The sequence below is a fragment of the Pseudomonas sp. MOIL14HWK12:I2 genome (assembly GCF_000510745.1).
Classification (GTDB): Bacteria; Pseudomonadota; Gammaproteobacteria; order Pseudomonadales; family Pseudomonadaceae; genus Chryseomonas; species Chryseomonas oryzihabitans.
Genome location: NZ_AZOA01000003.1, coordinates 343,835 through 365,999 on the forward strand (window position 1 = coordinate 343,835; position 22,165 = coordinate 365,999).

Below are 22,165 nucleotides of genomic sequence, written 5' to 3' on the forward strand. Positions count from 1 at the left end.
GCCGGCGATCAGAAATCGACGTCAGCGTCTTCTTCAGCGGCCACTTCGGCCTTTTGATTGGTCGGCTGGCTCAGCAACTTCTCGCGGATCGCCTTGTCCACGGCGCCCTTGATCTCGGGGTTGTCTTCCAGGAACTTGGCAGCATTGCCCTTGCCCTGGCCGATCTTGCTGCCCTGGTAGCTGTACCAGGCGCCCGACTTCTCGATCAGACCCAGTTGCACGCCCAGATCGATGATCTCGCCGTTCAGATAGATACCCTTGCCGTAGAGGATCTGGAACTCGGCCTGGCGGAACGGCGGTGCCACCTTGTTCTTGACCACCTTGACGCGGGTTTCGCTACCGATCACCTCGTCGCCTTCCTTCACTGCGCCGATGCGGCGGATGTCGAGACGGACCGAGGAGTAGAACTTCAGGGCGTTACCGCCGGTGGTGGTCTCGGGGTTGCCGAACATCACACCGATCTTCATGCGGATCTGGTTGATGAAGATGACCAGGCAGTTGGCGTTCTTGATGTTGCCGGTGATCTTGCGCAGCGCCTGGGACATCAGACGCGCCTGCAGACCCACGTGCATGTCACCCATCTCGCCTTCGATCTCGGCCTTGGGCACCAGGGCGGCCACGGAGTCGACGATGATGACGTCGACCGCGTTGGAGCGCACCAGCATGTCGGTGATTTCCAGGGCCTGTTCGCCGGTATCCGGCTGGGACACCAACAGGTCGTCGACGTTGACGCCCAGCTTGCCGGCATAGTCCGGGTCCAGCGCGTGCTCGGCGTCGACGAAGGCGCAGGTGGCGCCCTGCTTCTGGGCCTGGGCGATGACCGACAGGGTCAGGGTGGTCTTGCCCGAGGACTCGGGACCGTAGATTTCGACGATACGGCCCTTGGGCAGACCGCCGATGCCGAGGGCGATGTCGAGACCCAGGGAGCCGGTGGAAATCGCCGGAATGGCCTGGCGATCGTGATCGCCCATGCGCATCACGGTGCCCTTGCCGAATTGCTTTTCAATCTGTCCCAAGGCCGCGGCCAGGGCACGCTTTTTGTTGTCGTCCATTAGATTCCTCTCGGAGAAAGAAGGGCCAGACGGCCGTGGATACCTGTATAAGTGAACAGTATTAAACCATAGTCGCCCCCTGGTTGCTACACCTGAGGGCCTTTTTCCTCGGTCAGAAACGCCAATAAAACCTCCAGCGCGCGGACCTGGGTCTGCTGGCGGACGGCGGCGCGATCGCCGGCAAAGACCTGCCGTTCAGTGCGCAATTTCTCGCCGTCGCGCCAGGCCAGCCAGACGGTGCCGACCGGCTTGCCCGGCACCGCGCCACCCGGCCCGGCGATCCCGCTCACCGCCACGGCGAAGCGCGCCCCGGCGCGCTGTTGCGCACCCAGCGCCATGGCCGTCACCACCTCTTCGCTGACCGCTCCGACCTGCTCGAACAGGGCCTCGGGCACGTCCAGCTGCAAGGTCTTCTGGCGGTTGGAATAGGTAACGAAGCCGGCCTCGAACCAGGCGGAGCTGCCGGCGATGCGGGTAATGGCTTCGGCGATACCGCCACCGGTGCAGGATTCGGCGGTGGTGACCTGGGCGCCGGCCGCCTGCAGGGCTTCACCCAGGCGTTGGGCCAGGCTGTCGAGGAGGTCCATCGAAAGCTTCCTGTGCAAAGAGACTTAGAAGGTGACCGCGGCAAGCGAGTGGCTGCGGCGACCATTGGTCGGCCTGCACCTTAGACCGGCTTGCCGCCGCGCGTGAGAAAAGATTTACTGAAACCGGTTTCAGGCACCTACAAAATCCTAACAGCGGTATGCCATGAACGATGTCTACCTCCCCGGTCCGCGCGCCACCCGTGCGACCATCGCCGAAGTGGCCGCCGCCGCCGGCGTGTCCAAGGCCAGCGTGTCCCGCTACATCAGCGGTGATCGCCGCCTGCTGTCCGACTCCCTCGCCGCGCGCATCGAACAGGCCGTGGTCGCCCTCGATTTCCAGCCCAACCAGATGGCCCGCGGCCTCAAGCGCGGTCGCAGTCGCCTGATCGGCATGCTGGTGGCCGACCTGCTCAACCCCTACTCCACCGCGGTCATGCATGGCGTCGAAACCGCCTGCCGCCAGCAGGGCTATTCGCTGCTGATCTGCAACACCGACCAGGACGCCCGCCAGGAGCGCCAACAACTGGCCGCGCTGCAGTCCTACAGCATCGAAGGCCTGATCGTGAACACCTTCGGCCAGCACGCCGCCGACCTGCGCCAGCTGGGCAGCCGCCTGCCGCTGGTGCTGCTGGACCGCGAACTGCCCGGCGTCGAGGCCGATCTGGTCGGCCTCGATAACCACCAGGCCATCGCCACCGGGGTCGCCCACCTGCAACGCCAGGGCTATCGCGACCTGCTGCTGGTCAGCGAACCCCTGGACGGCACCAGCTCCCGTCGCCAGCGCCTGACGGCCTTCGACACGGCACTGGCCGAACACCCCGGCTGCCGTGGTACCCATTGCGCCCAGGCTGACGATGCCCTGGCGCTGCAGACCGCCCTCGCCACCTTCCTCGCCGCTCCCGGTCCCGGTCCCAAGGCGCTGCTCACCGCCAACGGCGTGGCCACCCTGGCCACCACCCTGGCGCTGCAGGCCCTGGGCGAGCCCCTGTTCGAGCGCTTCGGTCTCTTGGCCCTGGATGATCTGGATTGGTTTCCCCTGGTGGGCGGCGGTATCAGTGCCCTGGCCCAGCCGACCCATGCCCTGGGCGTTGCCGCCTTCGAGCGCCTGCAGCGGCGTATCGACGGCGATCGCAGCGCTCCGGTGCAGCAGACCTTCGGCGCGGAGTTGCGTATCCGCCAGTCGACTCGCGCCAGAACCTAGGGGCACCTTTCGTCCTTTTGTGCGTCTTTCTTTGAAACCGGTTTCAGGAGAACAACAATGCCACCGGAGATCGCCATCACCACCTCGGCCTTTGGCGCCGACGGGGTCCGTGCCCAGGGTCAGGCCGCCTGGCTCGATCTGATCGCCGCTGCGGGAGCCTCCCATGTGGAGATCCGCGCCGAACTCTTTACCGAGGCCCCCGACTTCGCGGCCCTGGGCGCCGCCATCCGGGCCGTCGGCCTGGGCTGCGTCTATTCCGTCCCCCTGGAGCTCTGGCCCGAAACCGACGCCGCGCTCTCGCCACGCCTCCCCGCCGCCCTCGCCGAAGCCCGCCTGCTGGGCGCCGATACGCTCAAGGTGTCCCTCGGGTACTATCGCGCCGCAGCCGAGCTGGCGGCGCTCGCCCCCCTGCTGACCGACGCGGGCCCTCAACTGCTGGTGGAAAACGACCAGACCGCCCAGGGTGGTCGGATCGAACCGCTGCGCGCCTTTATCCAGGCGGCGCGGGCAGCGCAGCTGCCGGTGGGACTGACCTTCGATGTCGGCAACTGGCGCTGGCAGGACGAAGACCCGCTGCAGGCCGCCCGCCTGCTCGGCCCGGACGTCCGTTACCTGCATTGCAAGGCGGTGCGCCGGCGTGCCGGCGGCCTGCATGCGGTGCCGCCGGAGGCCGCGGACCTGCTGGCCTGGCAGGGGCTGATGACGCACTTCCCCAGCGGCCTGCGGCGGGCCATCGAATTTCCCCTGATGGGTGCGGATCTGCTGGCCGAGACCCGTCGCCAGGTGGCGGCGTTGCGCACCCTGGATGCCCAGGTTCAGGAGGCGCGCCGGCATGGCTGACATCGACATCCTCGCCTTTGGCGAAACCATGACCATGTTCGTCGCCGAGACACCGGGCGAGCTGGCCACGGTCGGCCAGTTCGGCAAGCGCATCGCCGGCGCCGACAACAACGTGGCCATCGGCCTGAGCCGCCTGGGCTTCAAGGTCACCTGGCTGTCGCGGGTCGGCGATGACTCCTTTGGCCGCTTCGTGCGCGCCAGCCTCGAAGCCGAGGGGCTGGACTGCCGCCGCCTCAGGATCGATCCCCGGCACCCCACCGGCTTTCAGCTCAAGTCTCGCGCCACCGATGGCAGCGATCCGGTGGTCGAGTACTTCCGCCGCGGCTCGGCGGCCAGCCACCTCAACATCGAGGAAGACTTCGACCCCAGCCTGCTCCAGGCGCGTCACCTGCATGCCACCGGTATCCCGCCAGCGCTGTCGCCCAGCGCCCGCGCCTTCAGCCGGCACCTGCTGCAGGCCATGCGCGACGCCGGCCGCAGCATCTCCTTCGATCCCAATCTGCGGCCGTCGCTGTGGGACAGCGAAGACCAGATGCGCCGTGAACTCAACGACCTCGCCGCCCTGGCCGACTGGGTGCTGCCCGGCCTGGCCGAGGGCCGCCTGCTGACCGGCTACGACACCCCAGCGGACATCGCCGCCTTCTACCTCGACCGTGGCGCCAAGGCCGTGGCCATCAAGCTCGGCCCCGAGGGCGGCTACTGGCGCACGCCCGACGCCGAGGGCGAGGTCCCCGGCGTGCCCGTGGCCGAGGTGGTCGACACCGTCGGCGCCGGCGATGGCTTCGCCACCGGCTTCGTCAGCGCCCTGCTCGACGGTCTCGACGTCGCTACCGCCGTCGCCCGTGGCAACTGGATCGGCGCCCGCGCCGTGCAGGTGGTCGGCGACATGGAAGGACTGCCCTACCGCCACGAACTCCCCTGATCGATCCCAACCCCCTGACAAGAACAATCAAGCAGGTGATCCCATGAACGCTTCTCCTCTCGCTCCACGCCGCTGGTGGTATCTGATGCCGGTGGTCTTCATCACCTACAGCCTGGCCTATCTCGATCGGGCCAACTACGGCTTCGCCGCCGCCTCGGGCATGGCCGACGACCTGGGCATCACTCCGGCGATGTCGTCGCTGCTCGGCGCACTGTTCTTTCTCGGCTACTTCTTCTTCCAGGTGCCTGGCGCCATCTACGCCGAGAAGCGCAGCGTCAAGCGGCTGATCTTCTGGAGCCTGATCGGCTGGGGCGGCCTGGCGACCCTGACCGGCATGGTGCCCAACGTCACCCTGCTGATCGCCATCCGCTTCCTGCTCGGTGTGGTGGAAGCCGCGGTGATGCCGGCGATGCTGGTCTATCTCTGCCACTGGTTCACCAAGCGCGAGCGCTCCCGGGCCAACACCTTTCTGATCCTCGGCAATCCGGTGACCATCCTCTGGATGTCGGTGGTCTCGGGTTATCTGATCCATGCCTTGGACTGGCGCTGGATGTTCATCATCGAAGGCCTGCCGGCGGTGATCTGGGCCTTTATCTGGTGGCGGATCGCCGACGAGCGCCCCAAGGATGCCAAGTGGCTCGATCAGGCCGAGAAGGCCCGCCTGGAAGAAGCCCTGAAGGCCGAGCAGCAGGGCATGAAGCCGGTCAAGAACTACGCTGAAGCCTTCCGCTCGCCCAAGGTCATCCTGCTGTCGCTGCAGTATTTCTGCTGGAGCATTGGCGTCTATGGCTTCGTCATCTGGCTGCCCTCGATCCTGCGCAAGGGTGCCCAACTGGACATCGTCCAGGCCGGCTGGCTGTCCTCGCTGCCCTACCTCGCCGCCGTGCTGGCCATGGTCGGGGTGTCCTGGGCCTCGGATCGCCTGCAGAATCGCAAGCTGTTCGTCTGGCCGCCGCTGCTGATCGCCGCCCTGGCCTTCCTCGGCTCCTTCGCCCTCGGCACCCAGCACTTCTGGTGGTCCTATGCCCTGCTGGTGGTGGCCGGTGCCTGCATGTACGCCCCCTACGGCCCCTTCTTCGCCATCGTCCCGGAAATCCTCCCCGGCAACGTGGCCGGTGGCGCCATGGCGCTGATCAACAGCATGGGTGCCCTGGGCTCCTTTGCCGGCTCCTACCTGGTGGGCTATCTCAATGGCGTGACCGGCGGTCCCGGGGCGTCCTTCGGCTTCATGGGCGGCGCCCTGCTGGTGGCCGTGGTCCTGACCCTGCTGCTGCGCCAGGAGCCGGTCGCCCGCGCCGCGGCGCTCAAGCCCGCCGCCAGTCACTAGAGGAAACGCTGTCCATGAAAAAGAAGGTGATCCACTACAAGGCCCTGTCCCCGGCGCTCACCGCGCGCCTGGAAGAGGCCTTCGACCTGGAATACGTCGACGTCAAGGCGCCGGGCGGCGAAGCCCGGCTGCGCGAGCGTCTGCCCGAGGCTCAGGGCCTGCTCGGCTCCAGCTTCAAGCTGACGCCCGAGTTGCTGGATCTGGCGCCCCGGCTGGAAGCCATCGCCAGCGTCTCGGTCGGATTCGACAGCTATGACCTGCCCTATCTGCAGCGGCGCGGCATCCTGCTCTGCAACACCCCGGATGTCCTGACCGAAAGCGTGGCCGACGCCGCCTTCGCCCTGCTGCTCGCCACCGCGCGGCGCATCGTCGAGCTGGCCGACTGGGTGCGCGCCGGCCAGTGGCAAGCCAGTCTGGGCGAGGCGCACTTCGGTTGCGACGTCCATGGCAAGACCCTGGGGCTGGTGGGCATGGGCCGCATCGGCCAGGCCATCGCCCGCCGCGCCCACCTGGGTTTCGGCATGCAGGTCAACTACACCGCCCACGCCGCCAAGCCCGAGGTGGACGAGCGCTTCGGCGCGCGCTTCCTGCCGCTGCCGGAATTGCTGGCGAGCTGCGACTTCCTCTGCGTCACCGTGCCCCTGAGCGAGGAGACCCATCACCTGCTGGGCGCCGCCGAGCTCGCGCGGCTACCGGCCCACGCCATCCTGATCAACGTCTCGCGCGGACCGGTGATCGACGAGGCCGCGTTGATCACGGCCTTGCAGGAAGGCCGCCTACGCGGCGCCGGCCTGGATGTCTTCGATCAGGAACCCGTGGCAGCGGACTCGCCCCTGCTGCAACTGCCCAACGTGGTGCCTACGCCGCACCTGGGCTCGGCGACCCGGGAGACGCGTGAAGCCATGGCCCGCTGCGCGGTGGACAATCTGCTGGCCGCCCTGGGCGGTCAACGACCGGCGAATCTGGTGAATCCCGAGGTCTGGCAGCGGCGCGAGTGAGCCTTGGCCGTCATTTGTGGTCAGACAAGTATCATCCCCACGGAGAATGCCCCATGACCGCCTTCGACGATCCCCAAGCCTTCGTCAACCGCGTGCGCGAGCAGGCCGCCGATGCCGAGCGCAGCGGCGACATCCCGCGCCTGCTGCAGCTGGTCAACGAACTGGCCACCGCCTTCGAGCGTCAAGCCCGCAGCACGGCGGCGGACAATGCCGAGGTAGCGCGTGCCGTCGAGGAATTCGAGCGGCACGAGGGCACCTGATCGGCCTGCCGCTCGTGCAGCCTTTCGCTACCGTGACGGACCCGCGTCCCGAGGTCTAGCGCCAGTGCCCATCGCCCCTTACATCCTGCTCGGCCGGTTGCTCAAGCTGGCCCCGCGGGACGCCCCTGCCCCCTTGCGCTATCTGGGCGCGGCCCTGCTCATCGCCGTCGCGGCCGGCATCCGGCTGAGCCTGGGGATCGACAGCCTGCCCTATCTGCTGTTCATTCCCTTCATCATGGCCGGGGCCTTCTGGTTCGGCCTCGGTCCCGGGATCTTCGCCACCCTGCTGTCGGTACTGCTGGCCGAGACCCTCTTCGTCAAGGCCCCGGCCTATTTCGCGTTGTTCTCCGAACGCTGGGTGTCCCATGCGCTGTTCGTGCTGGTCAACGTCATCATGGCCATGGTCTGCGCGGCCCAGCGCCGCAGCCTGGAGTCCCTCCATCGCTTCGCCGGCAATCTCGGCGAAGAAGTGGCCCTGCGCACCCGGCAGCGGGACCTGATCTGGCAGGCCAGCCCCGACCTGCTCTGCACGGCCACCCTCGAAGGCCAGCTGCTGGACCTCAATCCGGCCTGGACCAGCACCCTGGGCTGGAGCGCAGAGCAACTGCGCCACGAACCCTTCATGGCCTTCGTCCACGTCGAGGATCGCGCCCGCACCGAGGCGGCGCTGGAACGCCTGACGCTTGGCGAACCCGTGTTCGGCTTCGAGAATCGCTATCGGCATCGCGAAGGCGGCTATCGCTGGCTGTCGTGGAATTCGGTCTTGCAGGATGGCCTCATCTATTCCGCGGTACGCGAGGTGACGGCCATCCGCGAGCAGCAGGAAGCCCTGCGCCAGACCGAGGAACAGTTGCGCCAGAGTCAGAAGATGGAGGCCGTGGGCCAGCTGACCGGCGGCATCGCCCATGACTTCAACAACCTGCTGACCGGCGTGATCGGCAGTCTCGACATGCTCAGCCTGAGACTCGCCCAGGGCCGCTACACCGATCTCGAACGCTATGCCACGGGCGCCAAGGGCGCCGCCGAACGGGCCGCGGCCCTGACTCACCGCCTGCTCGCCTTTTCCCGCCGCCAGGCGCTGGACCCCACCGCCACCCAGACCAACGCCCTGGTGCTGGGCATGGAAGAACTGATCCGCCGCTCGGTCGGTCCCCAGGTCGAGATCCACATCGAACTGGCCGAGGCGTTGAATCCCACCCTGTGCGATCCCCACCAGCTGGAGAACGCCCTGCTCAACCTGTGCATCAACGCCCGGGATGCCATGCCCGAGGGTGGGACGCTGCGCATCGTCACCGCCAATCGCCGGCTCAACGACGCCCAGGCTGCCGCCCTGGAATTGCCGCCTGGCGACTATGTGACCCTGGCGGTGCTCGACACCGGTACCGGCATGCCACCCGAGGTCCTGGCACGCGCCTTCGATCCCTTCTTCACCACCAAGCCGGTGGGCATGGGCACCGGCCTCGGTCTGTCGATGATCTATGGCTTCGCCAAACAGTCCGGCGGCGTCGCCCATATCGTCTCGGCACCCGAGCGGGGCACTACCGTTACCCTCTATCTGCCGCGCCTGGTGGACGCCCCGCCGCCGTCGGTCGAGACGCTGCGCACCTCGCCGTTGCGCTATCCCGCTGGCATGACGGTGCTGGTGGTGGACGACGAACCGCTGGTGCGGACGCTCGTGGACGAGGCCCTGCGCGAACACCGTATCCGCACCCTGGAGGCGACCGATGCCGCCACCGCCCTGCAGGTGCTGGAATCGGATACGCCGCTGGACCTGCTGATCGCCGATGTCGGCCTGCCAGGCGGGCTGAGCGGCTGCCAGCTCGCCGCCCTGGCCCGTGAACGCCGCCCCGGCCTGATGACCCTGCTGATTACCGGCTATGCCGAGGCGGACCTGCCCGGTCAGCCCCTGCCGGTCCCCGGCGTCGAGGTGCTGGCCAAGCCCTTTACCCTGGAAAGGCTCATGACCCAGATCGATCTGCTGCTGGCTGCCCGCGAACAACGGCCGCAGGCCTGATGCCGCTGCCCTGAGCCGAGCGGGGCCGACAAACGCCGCCAGTTGATGGACAATACGCGGCTATCCACAGGCAACCGGATCGAAACACCCGCATGAGCGACCTCTCCGCGCACACGCCCATGATGCAGCAGTACCTCAAGATCAAGCATCAGCATCCCGAACAGCTGCTGTTCTATCGCATGGGCGATTTCTACGAGCTGTTCTATGACGACGCCCGGCGTGCCGCCAAGTTGCTCGACATCACCCTGACCGCCCGTGGCGCCTCGGCCGGCAAGTCCATCCCCATGGCCGGCATCCCCTTCCATTCCGCCGAAGGCTACCTGGCCAAGCTGGTCAAGCTCGGCGAATCCGTGGTGATCTGCGAGCAGATCGGCGACCCGGCCACCAGCAAGGGCCCGGTGGAACGCCAGGTGGTGCGCATCATTACCCCGGGTACGGTCAGCGACGAGGCGCTGCTCGACGAGCGCCGCGACAACCTGCTGACCGCCGTGCTGGGCGACGAACGCCTGTTCGGCCTGGCCGTGCTGGACATCGCCAGTGGTCGCTTCACCGTCCAGGAACTGGCCGGCTGGGAAACCCTGCTGGCGGAGCTGGACCGTCTCAATCCCGCCGAGCTGCTGATCCCCGACGACTGGCCCGCCGGCCTGCCCGCCGAGAAGCGCCGCGGCGTACGTCGCCGGGCGCCCTGGGATTTCGACTGCGATTCGGCGCTCAAGAGCCTCTGCCAGCAATTCGGCACCGGTGACCTCAAGGGCTTCGGTTGCGACAAGCTGGGCCTGGCCCTCGGCGCCGCCGGCTGCCTGCTGGCCTATGCCAAGGAAACCCAGCGCACCGCCCTGCCACACCTGCGCAGCCTCCGCCACGAGCGCCTGGACGACACCGTCATCCTCGACGGCGCCAGCCGCCGCAACCTGGAACTGGACGTCAATCTGGCCGGCGGTCGCGACAACACCCTGCAATCGGTGGTGGACCGCTGCCAGACCGCCATGGGCAGTCGCCTGCTGACCCGCTGGCTGAATCGTCCGCTGCGCAATCGCGCCATCATCGAAGCCCGCCAGGACGCCATCACCTGCCTGCTGGAAGGCTATCGCTTCGAGTCGCTGCAACCGCAGCTCAAGGATATCGGCGACCTGGAGCGCATCCTCGCCCGCATCGGCCTGCGCAACGCCCGCCCGCGGGATCTCGCCCGCCTGCGCGATGCCCTGGCCGCGTTGCCAATGCTGCAGGAGGGGCTGACGCAGATGATCGCCCCGCACCTGCTCGACCTGGCCCGGAGCATCCAGACCTATCCGGAGCTGGCCGCTACCCTGGCCCGCGCCATCATCGACAATCCGCCCGCGGTGATCCGCGATGGCGGCGTCATCAAGCGCGGCTACGACAGCGAGCTGGACGAGTTGCAGACCCTGAGCGAGAACGCCGGCCAGTTCCTCATGGACCTGGAGGCCCGGGAAAAGGCCCGCACCGGCCTGCAGGGCCTCAAGGTCGGCTACAACCGCGTCCACGGCTACTTCATCGAGATCCCCAGCCGCCAGGCCGAATCGGCCCCGGCCGACTACATCCGCCGCCAGACCCTCAAGGGCGCCGAGCGCTTCATCACCCCGGAGCTTAAGGCCTTCGAAGACAAGGCGCTGTCGGCCCAGAGTCGCGCCCTGGCGCGGGAAAAGGCGCTCTACGAAGCCCTGCTCGACGAGCTCATCGGCCACCTGGCGCCGTTGCAGGACAGCGCCGCCGCCCTGGCCGAACTGGACGTCCTGGCCAACTTCGCCGAGCGCGCTCTCAACCTGGACCTGAACAAGCCGCGCTTCGTCGAGGAGCCCTGCCTGAAGATCGGCCAGGGGCGCCACCCGGTGGTGGAACAGGTGCTGGAAACGCCCTTCGTCGCCAACGACGTCACCCTGGACAACGACACCCGCATGCTGGTGATCACCGGTCCGAACATGGGCGGCAAGTCCACCTACATGCGCCAGACCGCGCTGATCGTGCTCCTGGCCCATGTCGGCAGCTTCGTCCCGGCGGCCAGTTGCGAGCTGTCGCTGGTGGATCGCATCTTTACCCGCATCGGTTCCAGCGACGACCTGGCCGGCGGCCGTTCCACCTTCATGGTGGAGATGAGCGAGACCGCCAACATCCTGCACAACGCCAGCGAACACAGCCTGGTGCTGATGGACGAGGTCGGTCGCGGCACCAGCACCTTCGACGGCCTGTCGCTGGCCTGGGCCGCCGCCGAGCAACTGGCGCGACTGCGCGCCTGGACGCTGTTCGCCACCCACTACTTCGAGCTGACCGTGCTGCCGGACGGCCAGCCGAGCGTGGCCAACGTCCACCTCAACGCCACCGAGCACAACGACCGCATCGTCTTCTTGCACCATGTGCTGCCCGGCCCGGCCAGCCAGAGCTACGGCCTGGCCGTGGCGCAGCTGGCCGGAGTGCCGGAAGACGTCATCCTGCGCGCGCGCGAGCATCTCGCCCGCCTGGAAGCGGCCAGTTTCAACGGTGAGGTGGGTACGCCGCTGCCGGTGAGCGCGCCAGCCAAGGATCGTCCGCTACAGGCCGATCTGTTCGCCAGCGCCGTCCATCCTCTCATCGAGGAACTGGAACGCCTGCAGCCGGACGACATCACACCCAGACGGGCCCTGGAGCTTATCTACGAATGGAAAAAGCGTATCTGAGTTAACGGATACGAGGGTTCCGGCAATGCTGCTAGAATCCGCCGCCTTAGCCTGAGGAGAACGAGCAGATGACCTTCGTCGTCACTGACAACTGCATCAAATGCAAATATACCGACTGCGTGGAAGTCTGCCCGGTGGACTGCTTCTACGAAGGCCCCAACTTCCTGGTGATCCACCCGGACGAGTGCATCGACTGCGCCCTGTGCGAACCCGAATGCCCAGCCCAGGCGATCTTCTCGGAAGACGAGGTGCCGGCCGGCCAGGAAGCCTTCATCGAACTCAACAGTGAACTGGCCAACATCTGGCCGAACATCACCGAGAAGAAGGACGCCCTGCCTGACGCCGCCGAGTGGGATGGCAAGCCCAACAAGCTCCCCCAGCTCGAACGCTAGGCCTTGCCTGGAATTTCCAGGCAATAAAAAAGGGGGCGGATCGCTCCGCCCCCTTCGTCCCTGTCCCTGTAATCCTGCCACCATCCTGGTGAACCTCGTCCTGAGGTGTTCCTGATCCGCATCCTGCCGATCCGTGTCGTCCCAGACACAGCGCCGATAGTACGCTTCTCCCGCAGGCTGGCAATCTGCCATAGTGCGCCTTTCGATCTCGCCTTGCGCTTCGACCAGAAACAGAAAAACGTTATGTAGCAGGCACTTGGCGTCTTCTCGCGCTGATCAAGCGATGCTTTCTGGCAGCTCCAAGCGATACAGGCTTACGCAGGCTGTAAGCCCTGGCTTACAAGAACACGCAGAAAAAAGCCCGGAAAAATCCGGGCTCCGTTTGGCTGACATTCAGCTAGGCGCGATCAGAACAGCGAATCACTGGACAGGCCGTTGCGTTCGAAGATTTCCCGCAACCGCTTGAGCGCCTCGACCTGGATCTGCCGGACCCGCTCGCGGGTAAGGCCTATCTCCTGCCCTACCTCTTCCAGGGTGCAGGCTTCGTGACCGCGCAGCCCGAAGCGCCGGATCACCACTTCGCGCTGCTTTTCCGGCAACTCCAGCAGCCACTGGTCGATGCTCTGGTTGAGATCCGAATCCTGCAGCAGTTCGCAGGGATCGGTGGGACGATCATCGGTCAGGGTATCGAGCAGGGTCTTGTCGGAATCGGGGCCGAGGACCATGTCCACCGAGCTGATCCGCTCGTTGAGGCCCATCACCCGCTTCACGTCCGCCACCGGCTTTTCCAGCAGGGCGGCGATTTCCTCGGGAGAAGGTTCGTGATCGAGCTTCTGGGTCAGCTCCCGCGCGGCGCGCAGGTGCAAATTGAGCTCCTTGACCACATGGATCGGCAGGCGAATGGTGCGGGTCTGATTCATGATCGCCCGCTCGATGGTCTGCCGAATCCACCAGGTGGCATAGGTGGAAAATCTGAAGCCCCGCTCGGGATCGAATTTCTCCACCGCGCGGATCAAGCCCAGGTTGCCCTCTTCGATCAGATCGAGCAGCGACAGACCACGGTTGATGTAGCGCCGGGCGATCTTGACCACCAGACGCAGGTTGCTTTCGATCATGCGCTTGCGACCGGCGGGATCGCCGCGCTGCGCGAGACGGGCGAAATGCACCTCTTCTGCCGGTGACAGCAGTGGCGAGAAGCCGATTTCGTTGAGATAGAGCTGAGTGGCGTCGAGTGCACGGCCATAGTCGGCCAGCTTGGCACCGCGCAAGACCTGGTTGCCGCGCCCGGACAGGGCCTTGGTCATGGCGGTATCGGCGGATTCCTCACCGAAGGGATTGGAATCGAGAAGCAGGACATCGTCGCCGAGATCGTACTCGGTTTCTTGTTTGTTCTGGATCATCTTGAGTAACCCTTGCTCGTCTGTGCTTCGAGCCAGGGCGTATCGATACGTTGCCGATGCGCCATGACTCGCCCCCAAAGAGCTGCGGGATCGAGTCGGCGCCTAGCGAATCAGCGATTGGGCAAAAACTGCAAGGGATCCACCGGCTTGCCCTGACGGCGAATCTCGAAATGGAGCTTGACGCGGTCGGTCCCGGTCGAACCCATCTCGGCAATCGTCTGCCCTATCTTGACACGCTCACCTTCCCGAACCAGCAACCTACGATTGTGACCGTAGGCACTGACGTAGGTTTCGCTGTGTTTGACGATAACCAGTTCACCATAACCCCGTAGACCATTTCCCGCATAGACCACGGTGCCATCGGCGGCGGCCATCACGGGCTGACCTTCCTGGCCGGCGATGTCTATTCCCTTGTTTAGGCTGCTGCTGGCCGAGAAGCGACTGATCAACGTACCTTTCGTCGGCCAGGCCCAACCGGCGGCGGATTGGGGGACGTCACGGGTCGGCGTCTGGGCCGGTGTCACCGGCGTCGGCGGCGGTGCCGCGGGCAGATTCGGGGTCACCACCGGGGTGGCGGCGGTGGGATTGGAGGTCACGGGCGGCGGAATGGGTACCGGGGTCGCCACCGGATTGCCGGGTGCCGGCGCGGAAGCGACAGGGGTGGCCGAGCCCGTGGCCGGCCGGCGAATGATGCGACTGGAACCCGTGGCGCTGCCGCCATTGCCGAAGCGGATCACCTGGCCGACATGGATGACATAGGGCGCAGCGAGGCCGTTCTGGGCCGCCAGGGCGCGCCATTCCCAGCCGTTGCGCGAGGCGATGGAAAACAGGGTGTCTCCGCGCTTGACGCGATACTGCCCGGAGGTGACCTGGGGCACGCTGCTGCGGCCATCGCCGCGGTCGACCACCGGCGCTCGCGAGCCGTTGCTCGAACAACCCGTCAGCAGCAGGGCCACGAGCAGTGTCGCCAGCCAGCCTGAACGCCCTCGTCCTGGAAATCCTTGCGCTCGGGCCTTCACCCGTTCCTCCCGCAGAGTCTGATCATCTACCGTCCGGCCATCCTGCCGGCCTCAAGCGGCCGCTGCCGTCAGGCAGCCTTGGAGCGCGGTACCGGGGTAACGTTCCCTGTCTCTCACTGGGCCAGAGGTCCGTTGAGCAGGGGCACGAAACGGACGGCGTTGAGTTCGTGGCGGACGAAGCCTTCAGCCTCGCGCACGATCAGCAGAAGCTTCTGCTCCTCGTCGACGCCTACCGGGATCACCAGGCGACCGCCAGGGGCCAGCTGGTCGAGCAGCGCCTGGGGCACTTCCCGCGCCGCAGCGGTGACGATGATGCCGTTGTAGGGTGCCAGTGCCGGCCAGCCTTCCCAGCCATCGCCCCAGCGGAACACCACGTTGCGCAGGTTGAGTTCGAGCAGACGCTCCTTGGCCCGATCCTGCAGCGACTGGATACGCTCCACGGAAAACACCCGCTCCACGGTCTGCGCCAGGATGGCGGTCTGGTAGCCGGAGCCGGTGCCGATCTCCATGACCTTGTCCAGCGGCCCGCCGGCGAGCAGCAGCTCGGTCATGCGCGCCACCATGAACGGCTGGGAGATGGTCTGGTTGTGGCCGATGGGCAACGCCGTGTCTTCGTAGGCGCGATGGGCCAGGGCCTCGTCGACGAACAGGTGGCGCGGCGTACGGCGGATCACCTCCAGCACCTGGGCGTTGGACAGCCCCTCTTCGTAGAGGCGCTGGATGAGCCGCTCCCGGGTACGCTGGGAGGTCATGCCGATGCCGTGTCTTTGCATATGCTCTTGCCCCTGAGTCATGCCAGCAGCTCCGTCAGCGCCGACAGGCCGGCGAAGCCCTCGCGGAAGGTGCGATCGAACTGCAGCGGCGTCACCGAGACATAGCCTTCCAGCACGGCATGGAAGTCGGTACCCGGTCCGCCATCCACCGCATCGCCGGAAACCGAGATCCAGTAACCGGCCTTGCCGCGCGGATTGATCTCGCGCACCGGCGGCTTGGCCTGGGCCCGGTGCCCCAGACGGGTCAGCTGCAGGCCCTTGATCTGCTCGAGCGGCAGATCCGGGATGTTGACGTTGAGCACGGTGCGCGGCGGCAGATCGAAGCGTTCGTGCAGGGCCACGATGCGGGCGGCGATCTCGGCCGCCACCGCCATGTTGTCGGCACTGCGCGACACCAGCGAGAAGGCCAGCGCCGGACGATCGAGGAACCGTCCTTCCATGGCCGCGGCCACGGTGCCGGAATAGAGGACGTCGTCGCCCAGGTTGGCACCCAGGTTGATGCCGGCCACCACCATGTCCGGCGTCTCTTCCAGCAGGCCATTGAGGCCGAGGTGAACGCAATCGGTAGGCGTGCCGTTGACGCCCAGGTAGCCATTGGGCAGGCGCTGCGGATGCAGGGGGCGGTCCAGCGTCAGGGCACTGCTCACACCGCTCATGTCATAGAGCGGCGCGACTACCTGGCACTCGTAGTCCGCACGGGCGGAGAGCGCGGCATGCAGCGCGGCGATACCGGGGGCCAGCACCCCATCGTCGTTGGCGATCAGAAGTCGCATGGATGTTCCGTCTGCCCTGCCTCGCCGAGCGTTACCAGCTCGCGAACCACTGCGGTGGCGAAACAGCCGGCCGGCAGGACGAATTCGAGTTGCAGAATGTCAGGAGCGGGATAATGCCACGTCAGGCCGCCGATGGGGAGGCGCAGGATGCGCCGTTCATGCGAGAGGCCGGCACCGGCCAGCCAGGCGGGCAGCTCTCCGGCGGCCTCTGCGACCTGCCGCTCCAGGTCTGCGGCCGGCCCCTGCACCGGCGACTCGCCGGCGCCCCACAGGGGGCCGGTGGGGTGCAGATCGAGCGCCGCCAGGCGCGGATCGGTCAGATCGGCGGCGGTGGCCGGAAAGTGGCTGCGGCTGTCGGTGAAGGCCAGCAGATCGCCCTCCTGCGCCCGCTTCCAGGAGCCGTCGGCGATGCGCCCGGCCAGCACCTGATTGAACAGCCAGCTGCGCGCGGCGGACAGGGTGCGCGAGCGCCGATTGCGTTGCTCGGGCAGGCGCTGCTCGCGGGCGCACTGCTGAGCGTCCGCCAGGTTGCCGCCCTGATAGCCGAAGCGCTGCGGACCGAAATAGTTGGGCACGCCGCCGGCGGCGATGGCCTGCAGCCGCGCCTCCAGCGCCACTGGATCGGCCTGGAGCCCGGTCAGCCGCAGGCGGAAGCCGTTGGCGGCATGGGCGCCGCGCTGCAGCTTGCGGCGGTGGCGACCCTGCTGGAGGATTACCAGCGTCTCGTCGCAGGCGGCCGACAGATCCGGATCGGCCTTGCCGGGCAGGTGCAGGCTGAACCACTGGCGGGTCAGGGCCTGGCGATCCTTGAGACCGGCATAGCTGATCGCCCGCTGCGGCACCCCGGCGGCGCGCGCCAGGCGGCGTACCGCTTCCTCGGTGTTGAGGCCGCGCTTCTCGACCCACAGCCAGAGGTGCTCGCCATCACCGCTGAGCGGGATGTCCAGCACCTCGTCCACCTGAAAGTCCTCGGCGCTGGCCTTGAGGATCGCCTGGCCGCAGGGCTCGCCATGGGCGCGCGGCCCGAGCAGCTGGTCTTCGGTCATAGCGGCAGCAGCAGGGCCACGGCGTGTACGGCGATGCCCTCTTCGCGCCCGACGAAACCCAGGCGTTCGGTGGTGGTGGCCTTGACGTTGACCTGACCCAGCTCGACCTGCAGATCCTCGGCAATGGCCTGGCGCATGGCTTCGATGTGCGGCGCCATCTTGGGCGCCTGGGCGGCGATGGTGCCGTCGACGTTACCGACCTGCCAGCCCTGCTCGCGGACCAGGCCAACCACATGACGCAGCAGCACCCGACTGTCGGCGCCCTTGAAGCGCGGATCGGTGTCGGGGAAATGCTTGCCGATGTCGCCCAGGGCGGCCGCGCCCAGCAGGGCATCGGCCAGGGCATGCAGCAGCACATCGCCGTCGGAGTGGGCGACCAGGCCACGGTGATGGGGAATACGAATGCCGCCGAGGGTGATGAAGTCGCCCTCGCCAAAGGCGTGAACGTCGAAACCGTGACCTATGCGCATGAAAAGAGACGCCCTTGAGACTGACAGGGCGTCGATTCTACCGGCTGGGGACAGCTCCCGTCGCCCTCAGGGGGCCGTGAGCGCCGCCGCGTGATGCCGCAGATGGTCGTCGATGAAGCTGGCGACGAAGAAATAGCTGTGGTCATACCCCGGTTGCAGACGCAGTTCCAGCGGATGGCCCACGGCTTCCGCCGCGCGCTGCAGCGCCTGGGGCTTGAGCTGTTCGGCGAGGAAGCTGTCCTGCTCGCCCTGGTCGATCAGCAGCGGCAGGCGCTCCTCGGCCTTGGCCAGCAGCGCACAGGCGTCCCACTCGGCCCAGGTGCTGCGGTCCTCGCCCAGGTAGTTGGAGAACGCCTTGTGCCCCCAGGGACAATCCAGCGGATTGACGATGGGTGAAAAGGCCGACACCGAGCGATAACGACCGGGATGCCGCAAGGCGCAGATCAGGGCACCGTGGCCGCCCATGGAGTGACCGCTGACGCCGCGACGATCCGAGACCGGGAAATTGGCCTCGATCAGCGCCGGCAATTCTTCCACCACATAGTCGTGCATGCGGTAGTGCCGGGCCCAGGGCTGCTGAGTGGCATTGACGTAGAACCCCGCCCCCAGGCCGAAATCCCAGGCTTTTTCGGGGTCGTCCGGCACCCCTTCGCCGCGCGGACTGGTGTCCGGCGCCACCAGCACCAGGCCCAGCTCGGCGGCCAGGCGCTGGGCACCGGCCTTCTGCATGAAGTTCTCGTCGGTGCAGGTCAGCCCCGACAGCCAGTAGAGCACCGGCAGGTCGCTGCGCGCCTCCGCCTGGGGCGGCAGGTAGACGGCGAAGGTCATGTCGCAGTCGAGACTGCGGGCGCGATGGCGATAGCGCTTGTGCCAGCCGCCGAAACTCTTGTTGCTGGAGAGCAGTTCGAGACTCATGGTCATCTCCCGCGCAGAGGGCGCACTGGGCGCCCTCCCGCCGATCAGTAGTGGACGACGGTGCGGATGCTCTTGCCTTCGTGCATCAGCTCGAAGGCCTCGTTGATCTGCTCCAGGCCCATGGTGTGGGTGATGAAGGTGTCCAGCGGGATCTCGCCGCTCTGCGCCTTGCGCACATAGCCGGGCAGTTCGCTGCGGCCCTTGACGCCGCCGAAGGCGCTGCCGCGCCAGACACGCCCGGTCACCAGCTGGAACGGCCGGGTACTGATTTCCTGGCCGGCCCCGGCCACGCCGATGATCACCGACTCACCCCAACCCTTGTGGCAGCACTCCAGCGCTGCACGCATCAGGTTGACGTTGCCGACGCACTCGAAGCTGTAGTCGACGCCGCCATCGGTCAGCTCGACGATGACCTCCTGGATCGGCTTCTGGTGATCCTTGGGATTGATGAAGTCGGTGGCACCCAGTTCACGGGCGATGTCGAACTTGGACGGATTGATGTCGATGGCGATGATGCGGCTGGCCTTGGCCATCTTGGCGCCGATGATGGCGGCCAGGCCGATGCCGCCCAGGCCGAAGACGGCGACGGTGGCGCCCTCTTCCACCTTGGCGGTGTTGAGCACGGCGCCGATGCCGGTGGTCACGCCACAACCCAGCAGGCAGACCTTTTCCAGGGGCGCTTCCTGGGGGATCTTCGCCACCGAGACCTCCGGCAGCACCGTGTACTCGGAAAAGGTGGAGCAACCCATGTAGTGGTAGATCGGCTCGCCGTTGTAGGAGAAACGGGTGGTGCCGTCGGGCATCAGGCCCTTGCCCTGGGTGGCGCGTACCGAGCTGCACAGGTTGGTCTTGCCGGATTTGCAGAATTTGCACTGACCGCATTCGGCGGTGTACAGCGGGATGACGTGATCGCCCACTGCGACCGAGGTCACGCCCTCGCCCACCGCCTCGACGATGCCACCGCCCTCGTGACCGAGGATGCAGGGAAAGACCCCTTCGGAATCCTGACCCGAGAGGGTGTAGGCATCGGTGTGGCAGACACCGGTGGCGACGATGCGGATGAGCACCTCACCGGCCTTGGGCGGCTCGACGTCCACTTCGACGATCTTGAGGGGCTCGTTGGGCGCGAAGGCTACGGCGGCGCGGGACTTGATCATGGTCGACTCCAGAGGGGCGAAAAAACGAGAGGACCAGTTTAGACGCCAGAATTCCTGGAACAATCGGGCATACTGGAATTCATTTTTGCCACAGGGAAACAATCATGGGCTGGGAGGGCATCGACGAATTTGTCGCCGTGGCGAGCACCCTGCACTTCGGCCAGGCCGCCGATCGGCTCGGCACCTCGACCTCTCACGTGAGCCGGCAGGTGGCCCGACTGGAAGAACGGCTGCAGGCGCGCCTGCTCTATCGCAGCACCCGCAGCGTCGCCCTCACCGAAGCCGGCCACACCTTTCTGCAGCACTGCCGCCGGCTGCAGGAGGCACGCGACGAAGCCCTGCGCGAGGTCAGCGATCTCTCCAGCCAGCCCAAGGGGCTGATCCGCATGACCTGCGCCGTGACCTATGGCGAGCGCTTCGTCGTGCCCCTGGTCAACGACTTCCTCGCCCGTTATCCCGAGGTCAGCCTGGAACTGGACCTGACCAATCGCACCGTCGATCTCCTGCACGAAGGCTACGACCTGGCCATCCGCCTGGGGCGCCTGGCCGATTCCCGCCTGGTAGCGACCCGTCTGGCGCCGCGGGAGCTCTATCTGTGTGCCGCGCCCAGCTACCTGGAACGCTTCGGCGCACCCCATACCCTGTCGGAACTCGGGCGCCATCGCTGCCTGGTGGGCACCAGCGATATCTGGAGCTTTCGCGAAAACGATCGCGAGGTGCTGCACCGGGTCCAGGGTTCCTGGCGCTGCAACAGCGGTCAGGCGGTGCTGGACGCCGCCCTGCGCGGCTTCGGCCTGTGCCAGCTGCCGGACTACTACGTGCTGCCGCACCTGGCCCGTGGCGAGCTGCGCGCCTTGCTGGACAATCGCCAGCCGCCCAACAGCGCGGTCTGGGCCCTCTACCCGCAGCGGCGCTTTCTCTCGCCGAAGATCCGCCTGCTGGTGGAACACCTCAAACAGGGCCTGAGCACCCCGCGCCCCGGCGCTCGCCACCCATCCGGAAGCTGAGCGCAGCGGAGGAACCGGGTCTTTCGAGCGGCCTTCGAAAGGGTGTCGGTCGTCCTGACCCCGCCCTGCCGGTGGCGTCACGGCGACTCCTGCAGCCGGAGGTCCCATGAACGACACCCTCGATCATCACGCACTCGCCACCTGGATGAAGGAGGCGACCCCACCATGCCTGTCTCTCTACATGCCCACCGAGCGCGCCTTTCCGCAGCGTGAGCAGAATGTCATCCGCTTCAAGAATCTGTTGCGGCAGCTGGAAGCGGATCTCGTCGAGCGCTTTCCCGAAGCCGATCACGTCGCGCTGCTGGCGCCGCTGCAGACCCTGGTGGACAACGCCGATTTCTGGCACTACCCGCGCGGCGGCCTGGCCATCCTGCGCGACCGCGATCAGCTCCGGGTGCTCAAGGTACTGGATCCCCTGGAAGAGACCGCCCGGGTCAATCACCACTTCCAGTTGCAGCCGCTGCTGCGCCTGGCCCAGGCGCGGGATCGCTATCAGGTGCTGTGCCTGACCCGCAATCAGGCGCACCTGTTCGAAGGCAACCGCGACAACCTGGTGGAGGTGGAGCTGGGCGAAGGGGTGCCGCGCACCCTGGAAGACGCCCTTGGCACCGAGCTGACCGAAGGCAACCAGCGCGGCCTACCCCAGGGCTTCAGCCGGGCCGGCGAGCGTGGCGACTCCATGCAGCACAACGCCGGCGGCATCAGCAAGCATGATGAGCAGGACGCCGACCGCGAGCGCTACTTCCTGGCCCTGGACCGCGCCCTGACCCGGGTGCACAGCAACACCGCTCGCCTACCCCTGGTGCTGGCCGCGCTGCCGGAGCACCAGGCCGCCTTTCGCCGCCTGAGCCAGAACCCCCATCTCTTGCCCGAAGGCATCGCCGGTGATCCCGGTCCCCTGGACAACGACGCCCTGCGTGCCAGGGCCTGGGCGGTGATGGCGCCCCGCATGGAACAGCGACTCGACGACCTGCTGGATACCTACGCCCAGCGTCATGGCCAGGGGCTGGCCTCGGATCGCCTGGAAGACATCGGCGGCGCCCTGCTGGACGCCCGGGTCGACACCCTGCTGGTGGAAGCCGATCGCCATATCCCGGGCTATCTGGACCTGGAGCGGCGCCTGCTGGTCCCGGCCAAGCCGGAGGGCGCCAATGCCGACGACCTGCTGGACGAACTCAGCTTCCAGGCCCTGCAGCAAGGTGGCGAGGTGCTGGTCCTGCCGCGCGAGCGGATGCCGGGCGGCACCGGCGTGGCGGCCATCTATCGCTACTAGCCGCTGCGCTGGACCGGATTGGCGCTTGAACTAGACTTCAGCGCCAATCCGCCCCTGCCAAGGTTGTCAC

Annotated in this window: 21 protein-coding genes; 11 read left to right on the forward strand and 10 right to left on the reverse strand. The window is 66.8% G+C overall.

Going from position 1 to position 22,165, the window contains the following annotated elements:
* Nucleotides 1-8: 8 nt before the first annotated feature.
* Together recA and PSK12I2_RS0101640 are read right to left on the reverse strand one after the other, a co-directional pair.
* A complete protein-coding gene (gene recA, locus PSK12I2_RS0101635; protein ID WP_007159381.1) occupies nucleotides 9-1,052 on the reverse strand; it encodes a recombinase RecA in 1,044 nt (347 codons plus the stop codon).
* 86 nt (nucleotides 1,053-1,138) lie between these two features.
* Nucleotides 1,139-1,639 (reverse strand): CinA family protein, encoded by a 501-nt coding sequence (locus PSK12I2_RS0101640; protein ID WP_027597052.1) that lies wholly within the window; start codon nucleotides 1,637-1,639, stop codon nucleotides 1,139-1,141.
* A gap of 163 nt (nucleotides 1,640-1,802) precedes the next feature.
* Here PSK12I2_RS0101640 and PSK12I2_RS0101645 point away from each other — a divergent pair, with 163 nt between their 5' ends.
* From PSK12I2_RS0101645 to fdxA, 9 genes are all read left to right on the forward strand, one after another.
* On the forward strand, nucleotides 1,803-2,840 hold the full coding sequence (locus PSK12I2_RS0101645; protein ID WP_027597053.1) for a substrate-binding domain-containing protein: 1,038 nt from the start codon (nucleotides 1,803-1,805) through the stop codon (nucleotides 2,838-2,840).
* A gap of 57 nt (nucleotides 2,841-2,897) precedes the next feature.
* On the forward strand, nucleotides 2,898-3,680 hold the full coding sequence (locus PSK12I2_RS0101650) for a sugar phosphate isomerase/epimerase (protein WP_027597054.1): 783 nt from the start codon (nucleotides 2,898-2,900) through the stop codon (nucleotides 3,678-3,680).
* The gene (locus PSK12I2_RS0101655) at nucleotides 3,673-4,602 is read left to right on the forward strand and encodes a sugar kinase (RefSeq protein ID WP_027597055.1); all 930 of its coding nucleotides are present in this window, start codon (nucleotides 3,673-3,675) and stop codon (nucleotides 4,600-4,602) included. Before PSK12I2_RS0101650 ends, PSK12I2_RS0101655 begins: the two co-directional genes overlap by 8 nt.
* A gap of 43 nt (nucleotides 4,603-4,645) precedes the next feature.
* Nucleotides 4,646-5,929 carry an MFS transporter gene (locus PSK12I2_RS0101660; RefSeq protein WP_027597056.1) on the forward strand — a complete coding sequence of 428 codons (1,284 nt, stop codon included), beginning with the start codon at nucleotides 4,646-4,648 and terminating at the stop codon, nucleotides 5,927-5,929.
* 14 nt (nucleotides 5,930-5,943) lie between these two features.
* Nucleotides 5,944-6,927 carry a D-glycerate dehydrogenase gene (locus PSK12I2_RS0101665; protein ID WP_027597057.1) on the forward strand — a complete coding sequence of 328 codons (984 nt, stop codon included), beginning with the start codon at nucleotides 5,944-5,946 and terminating at the stop codon, nucleotides 6,925-6,927.
* A gap of 53 nt (nucleotides 6,928-6,980) precedes the next feature.
* Entirely contained in the window at nucleotides 6,981-7,187 is a 207-nt protein-coding gene (locus PSK12I2_RS0101670; RefSeq protein ID WP_007159388.1) for a hypothetical protein, read from the forward strand.
* Between the two features lie 64 nt (nucleotides 7,188-7,251).
* The gene (locus PSK12I2_RS0101675) at nucleotides 7,252-9,201 is read left to right on the forward strand and encodes an ATP-binding protein (RefSeq protein WP_027597058.1); all 1,950 of its coding nucleotides are present in this window, start codon (nucleotides 7,252-7,254) and stop codon (nucleotides 9,199-9,201) included.
* A 92-nt stretch (nucleotides 9,202-9,293) separates the two neighbouring features.
* The gene (gene mutS / locus PSK12I2_RS0101680) at nucleotides 9,294-11,870 is read left to right on the forward strand and encodes a DNA mismatch repair protein MutS (protein WP_027597059.1); all 2,577 of its coding nucleotides are present in this window, start codon (nucleotides 9,294-9,296) and stop codon (nucleotides 11,868-11,870) included.
* Between the two features lie 68 nt (nucleotides 11,871-11,938).
* The gene (gene fdxA / locus PSK12I2_RS0101685) at nucleotides 11,939-12,262 is read left to right on the forward strand and encodes a ferredoxin FdxA (protein ID WP_007159459.1); all 324 of its coding nucleotides are present in this window, start codon (nucleotides 11,939-11,941) and stop codon (nucleotides 12,260-12,262) included.
* Between the two features lie 407 nt (nucleotides 12,263-12,669).
* Here the strand turns inward: fdxA and rpoS are convergent, their stop codons facing one another.
* The 8 genes from rpoS to PSK12I2_RS0101725 form a co-directional block, all read right to left on the reverse strand.
* Nucleotides 12,670-13,662, reverse strand: coding sequence for an RNA polymerase sigma factor RpoS (rpoS, locus tag PSK12I2_RS0101690; RefSeq protein ID WP_007159460.1), 993 nt, complete (start codon nucleotides 13,660-13,662; stop codon nucleotides 12,670-12,672).
* A 110-nt stretch (nucleotides 13,663-13,772) separates the two neighbouring features.
* On the reverse strand, nucleotides 13,773-14,618 hold the full coding sequence (locus PSK12I2_RS0101695; RefSeq protein ID WP_007159461.1) for a peptidoglycan DD-metalloendopeptidase family protein: 846 nt from the start codon (nucleotides 14,616-14,618) through the stop codon (nucleotides 13,773-13,775).
* Between the two features lie 176 nt (nucleotides 14,619-14,794).
* Nucleotides 14,795-15,433 carry a protein-L-isoaspartate(D-aspartate) O-methyltransferase gene (locus PSK12I2_RS0101700; RefSeq protein ID WP_007159462.1) on the reverse strand — a complete coding sequence of 213 codons (639 nt, stop codon included), beginning with the start codon at nucleotides 15,431-15,433 and terminating at the stop codon, nucleotides 14,795-14,797.
* Between the two features lie 38 nt (nucleotides 15,434-15,471).
* On the reverse strand, nucleotides 15,472-16,227 hold the full coding sequence (gene surE / locus PSK12I2_RS0101705; RefSeq protein WP_027597061.1) for a 5'/3'-nucleotidase SurE: 756 nt from the start codon (nucleotides 16,225-16,227) through the stop codon (nucleotides 15,472-15,474).
* Entirely contained in the window at nucleotides 16,215-17,273 is a 1,059-nt protein-coding gene (gene truD, locus PSK12I2_RS0101710; protein WP_027597062.1) for a tRNA pseudouridine(13) synthase TruD, read from the reverse strand. The genes surE and truD overlap by 13 nt, the downstream gene beginning before the upstream one ends.
* Nucleotides 17,270-17,743, reverse strand: coding sequence for a 2-C-methyl-D-erythritol 2,4-cyclodiphosphate synthase (ispF, locus tag PSK12I2_RS0101715; protein WP_027597063.1), 474 nt, complete (start codon nucleotides 17,741-17,743; stop codon nucleotides 17,270-17,272). Before ispF ends, truD begins: the two co-directional genes overlap by 4 nt.
* A gap of 66 nt (nucleotides 17,744-17,809) precedes the next feature.
* Nucleotides 17,810-18,664 (reverse strand): S-formylglutathione hydrolase, encoded by an 855-nt coding sequence (fghA, locus tag PSK12I2_RS0101720; RefSeq protein WP_169886937.1) that lies wholly within the window; start codon nucleotides 18,662-18,664, stop codon nucleotides 17,810-17,812.
* A gap of 38 nt (nucleotides 18,665-18,702) precedes the next feature.
* Nucleotides 18,703-19,815, reverse strand: coding sequence for an S-(hydroxymethyl)glutathione dehydrogenase/class III alcohol dehydrogenase (locus PSK12I2_RS0101725; protein ID WP_027597065.1), 1,113 nt, complete (start codon nucleotides 19,813-19,815; stop codon nucleotides 18,703-18,705).
* Nucleotides 19,816-19,916: 101 nt separating this feature from the next.
* Between PSK12I2_RS0101725 and PSK12I2_RS0101730 the strand changes: the two genes are divergently transcribed.
* Together PSK12I2_RS0101730 and PSK12I2_RS0101735 are read left to right on the forward strand one after the other, a co-directional pair.
* Entirely contained in the window at nucleotides 19,917-20,822 is a 906-nt protein-coding gene (locus PSK12I2_RS0101730; protein ID WP_108581292.1) for a LysR substrate-binding domain-containing protein, read from the forward strand.
* 106 nt (nucleotides 20,823-20,928) lie between these two features.
* Nucleotides 20,929-22,095 carry a hypothetical protein gene (locus tag PSK12I2_RS0101735; protein WP_027597067.1) on the forward strand — a complete coding sequence of 389 codons (1,167 nt, stop codon included), beginning with the start codon at nucleotides 20,929-20,931 and terminating at the stop codon, nucleotides 22,093-22,095.
* The last annotated feature ends 70 nt before the right edge of the window (nucleotides 22,096-22,165 follow it).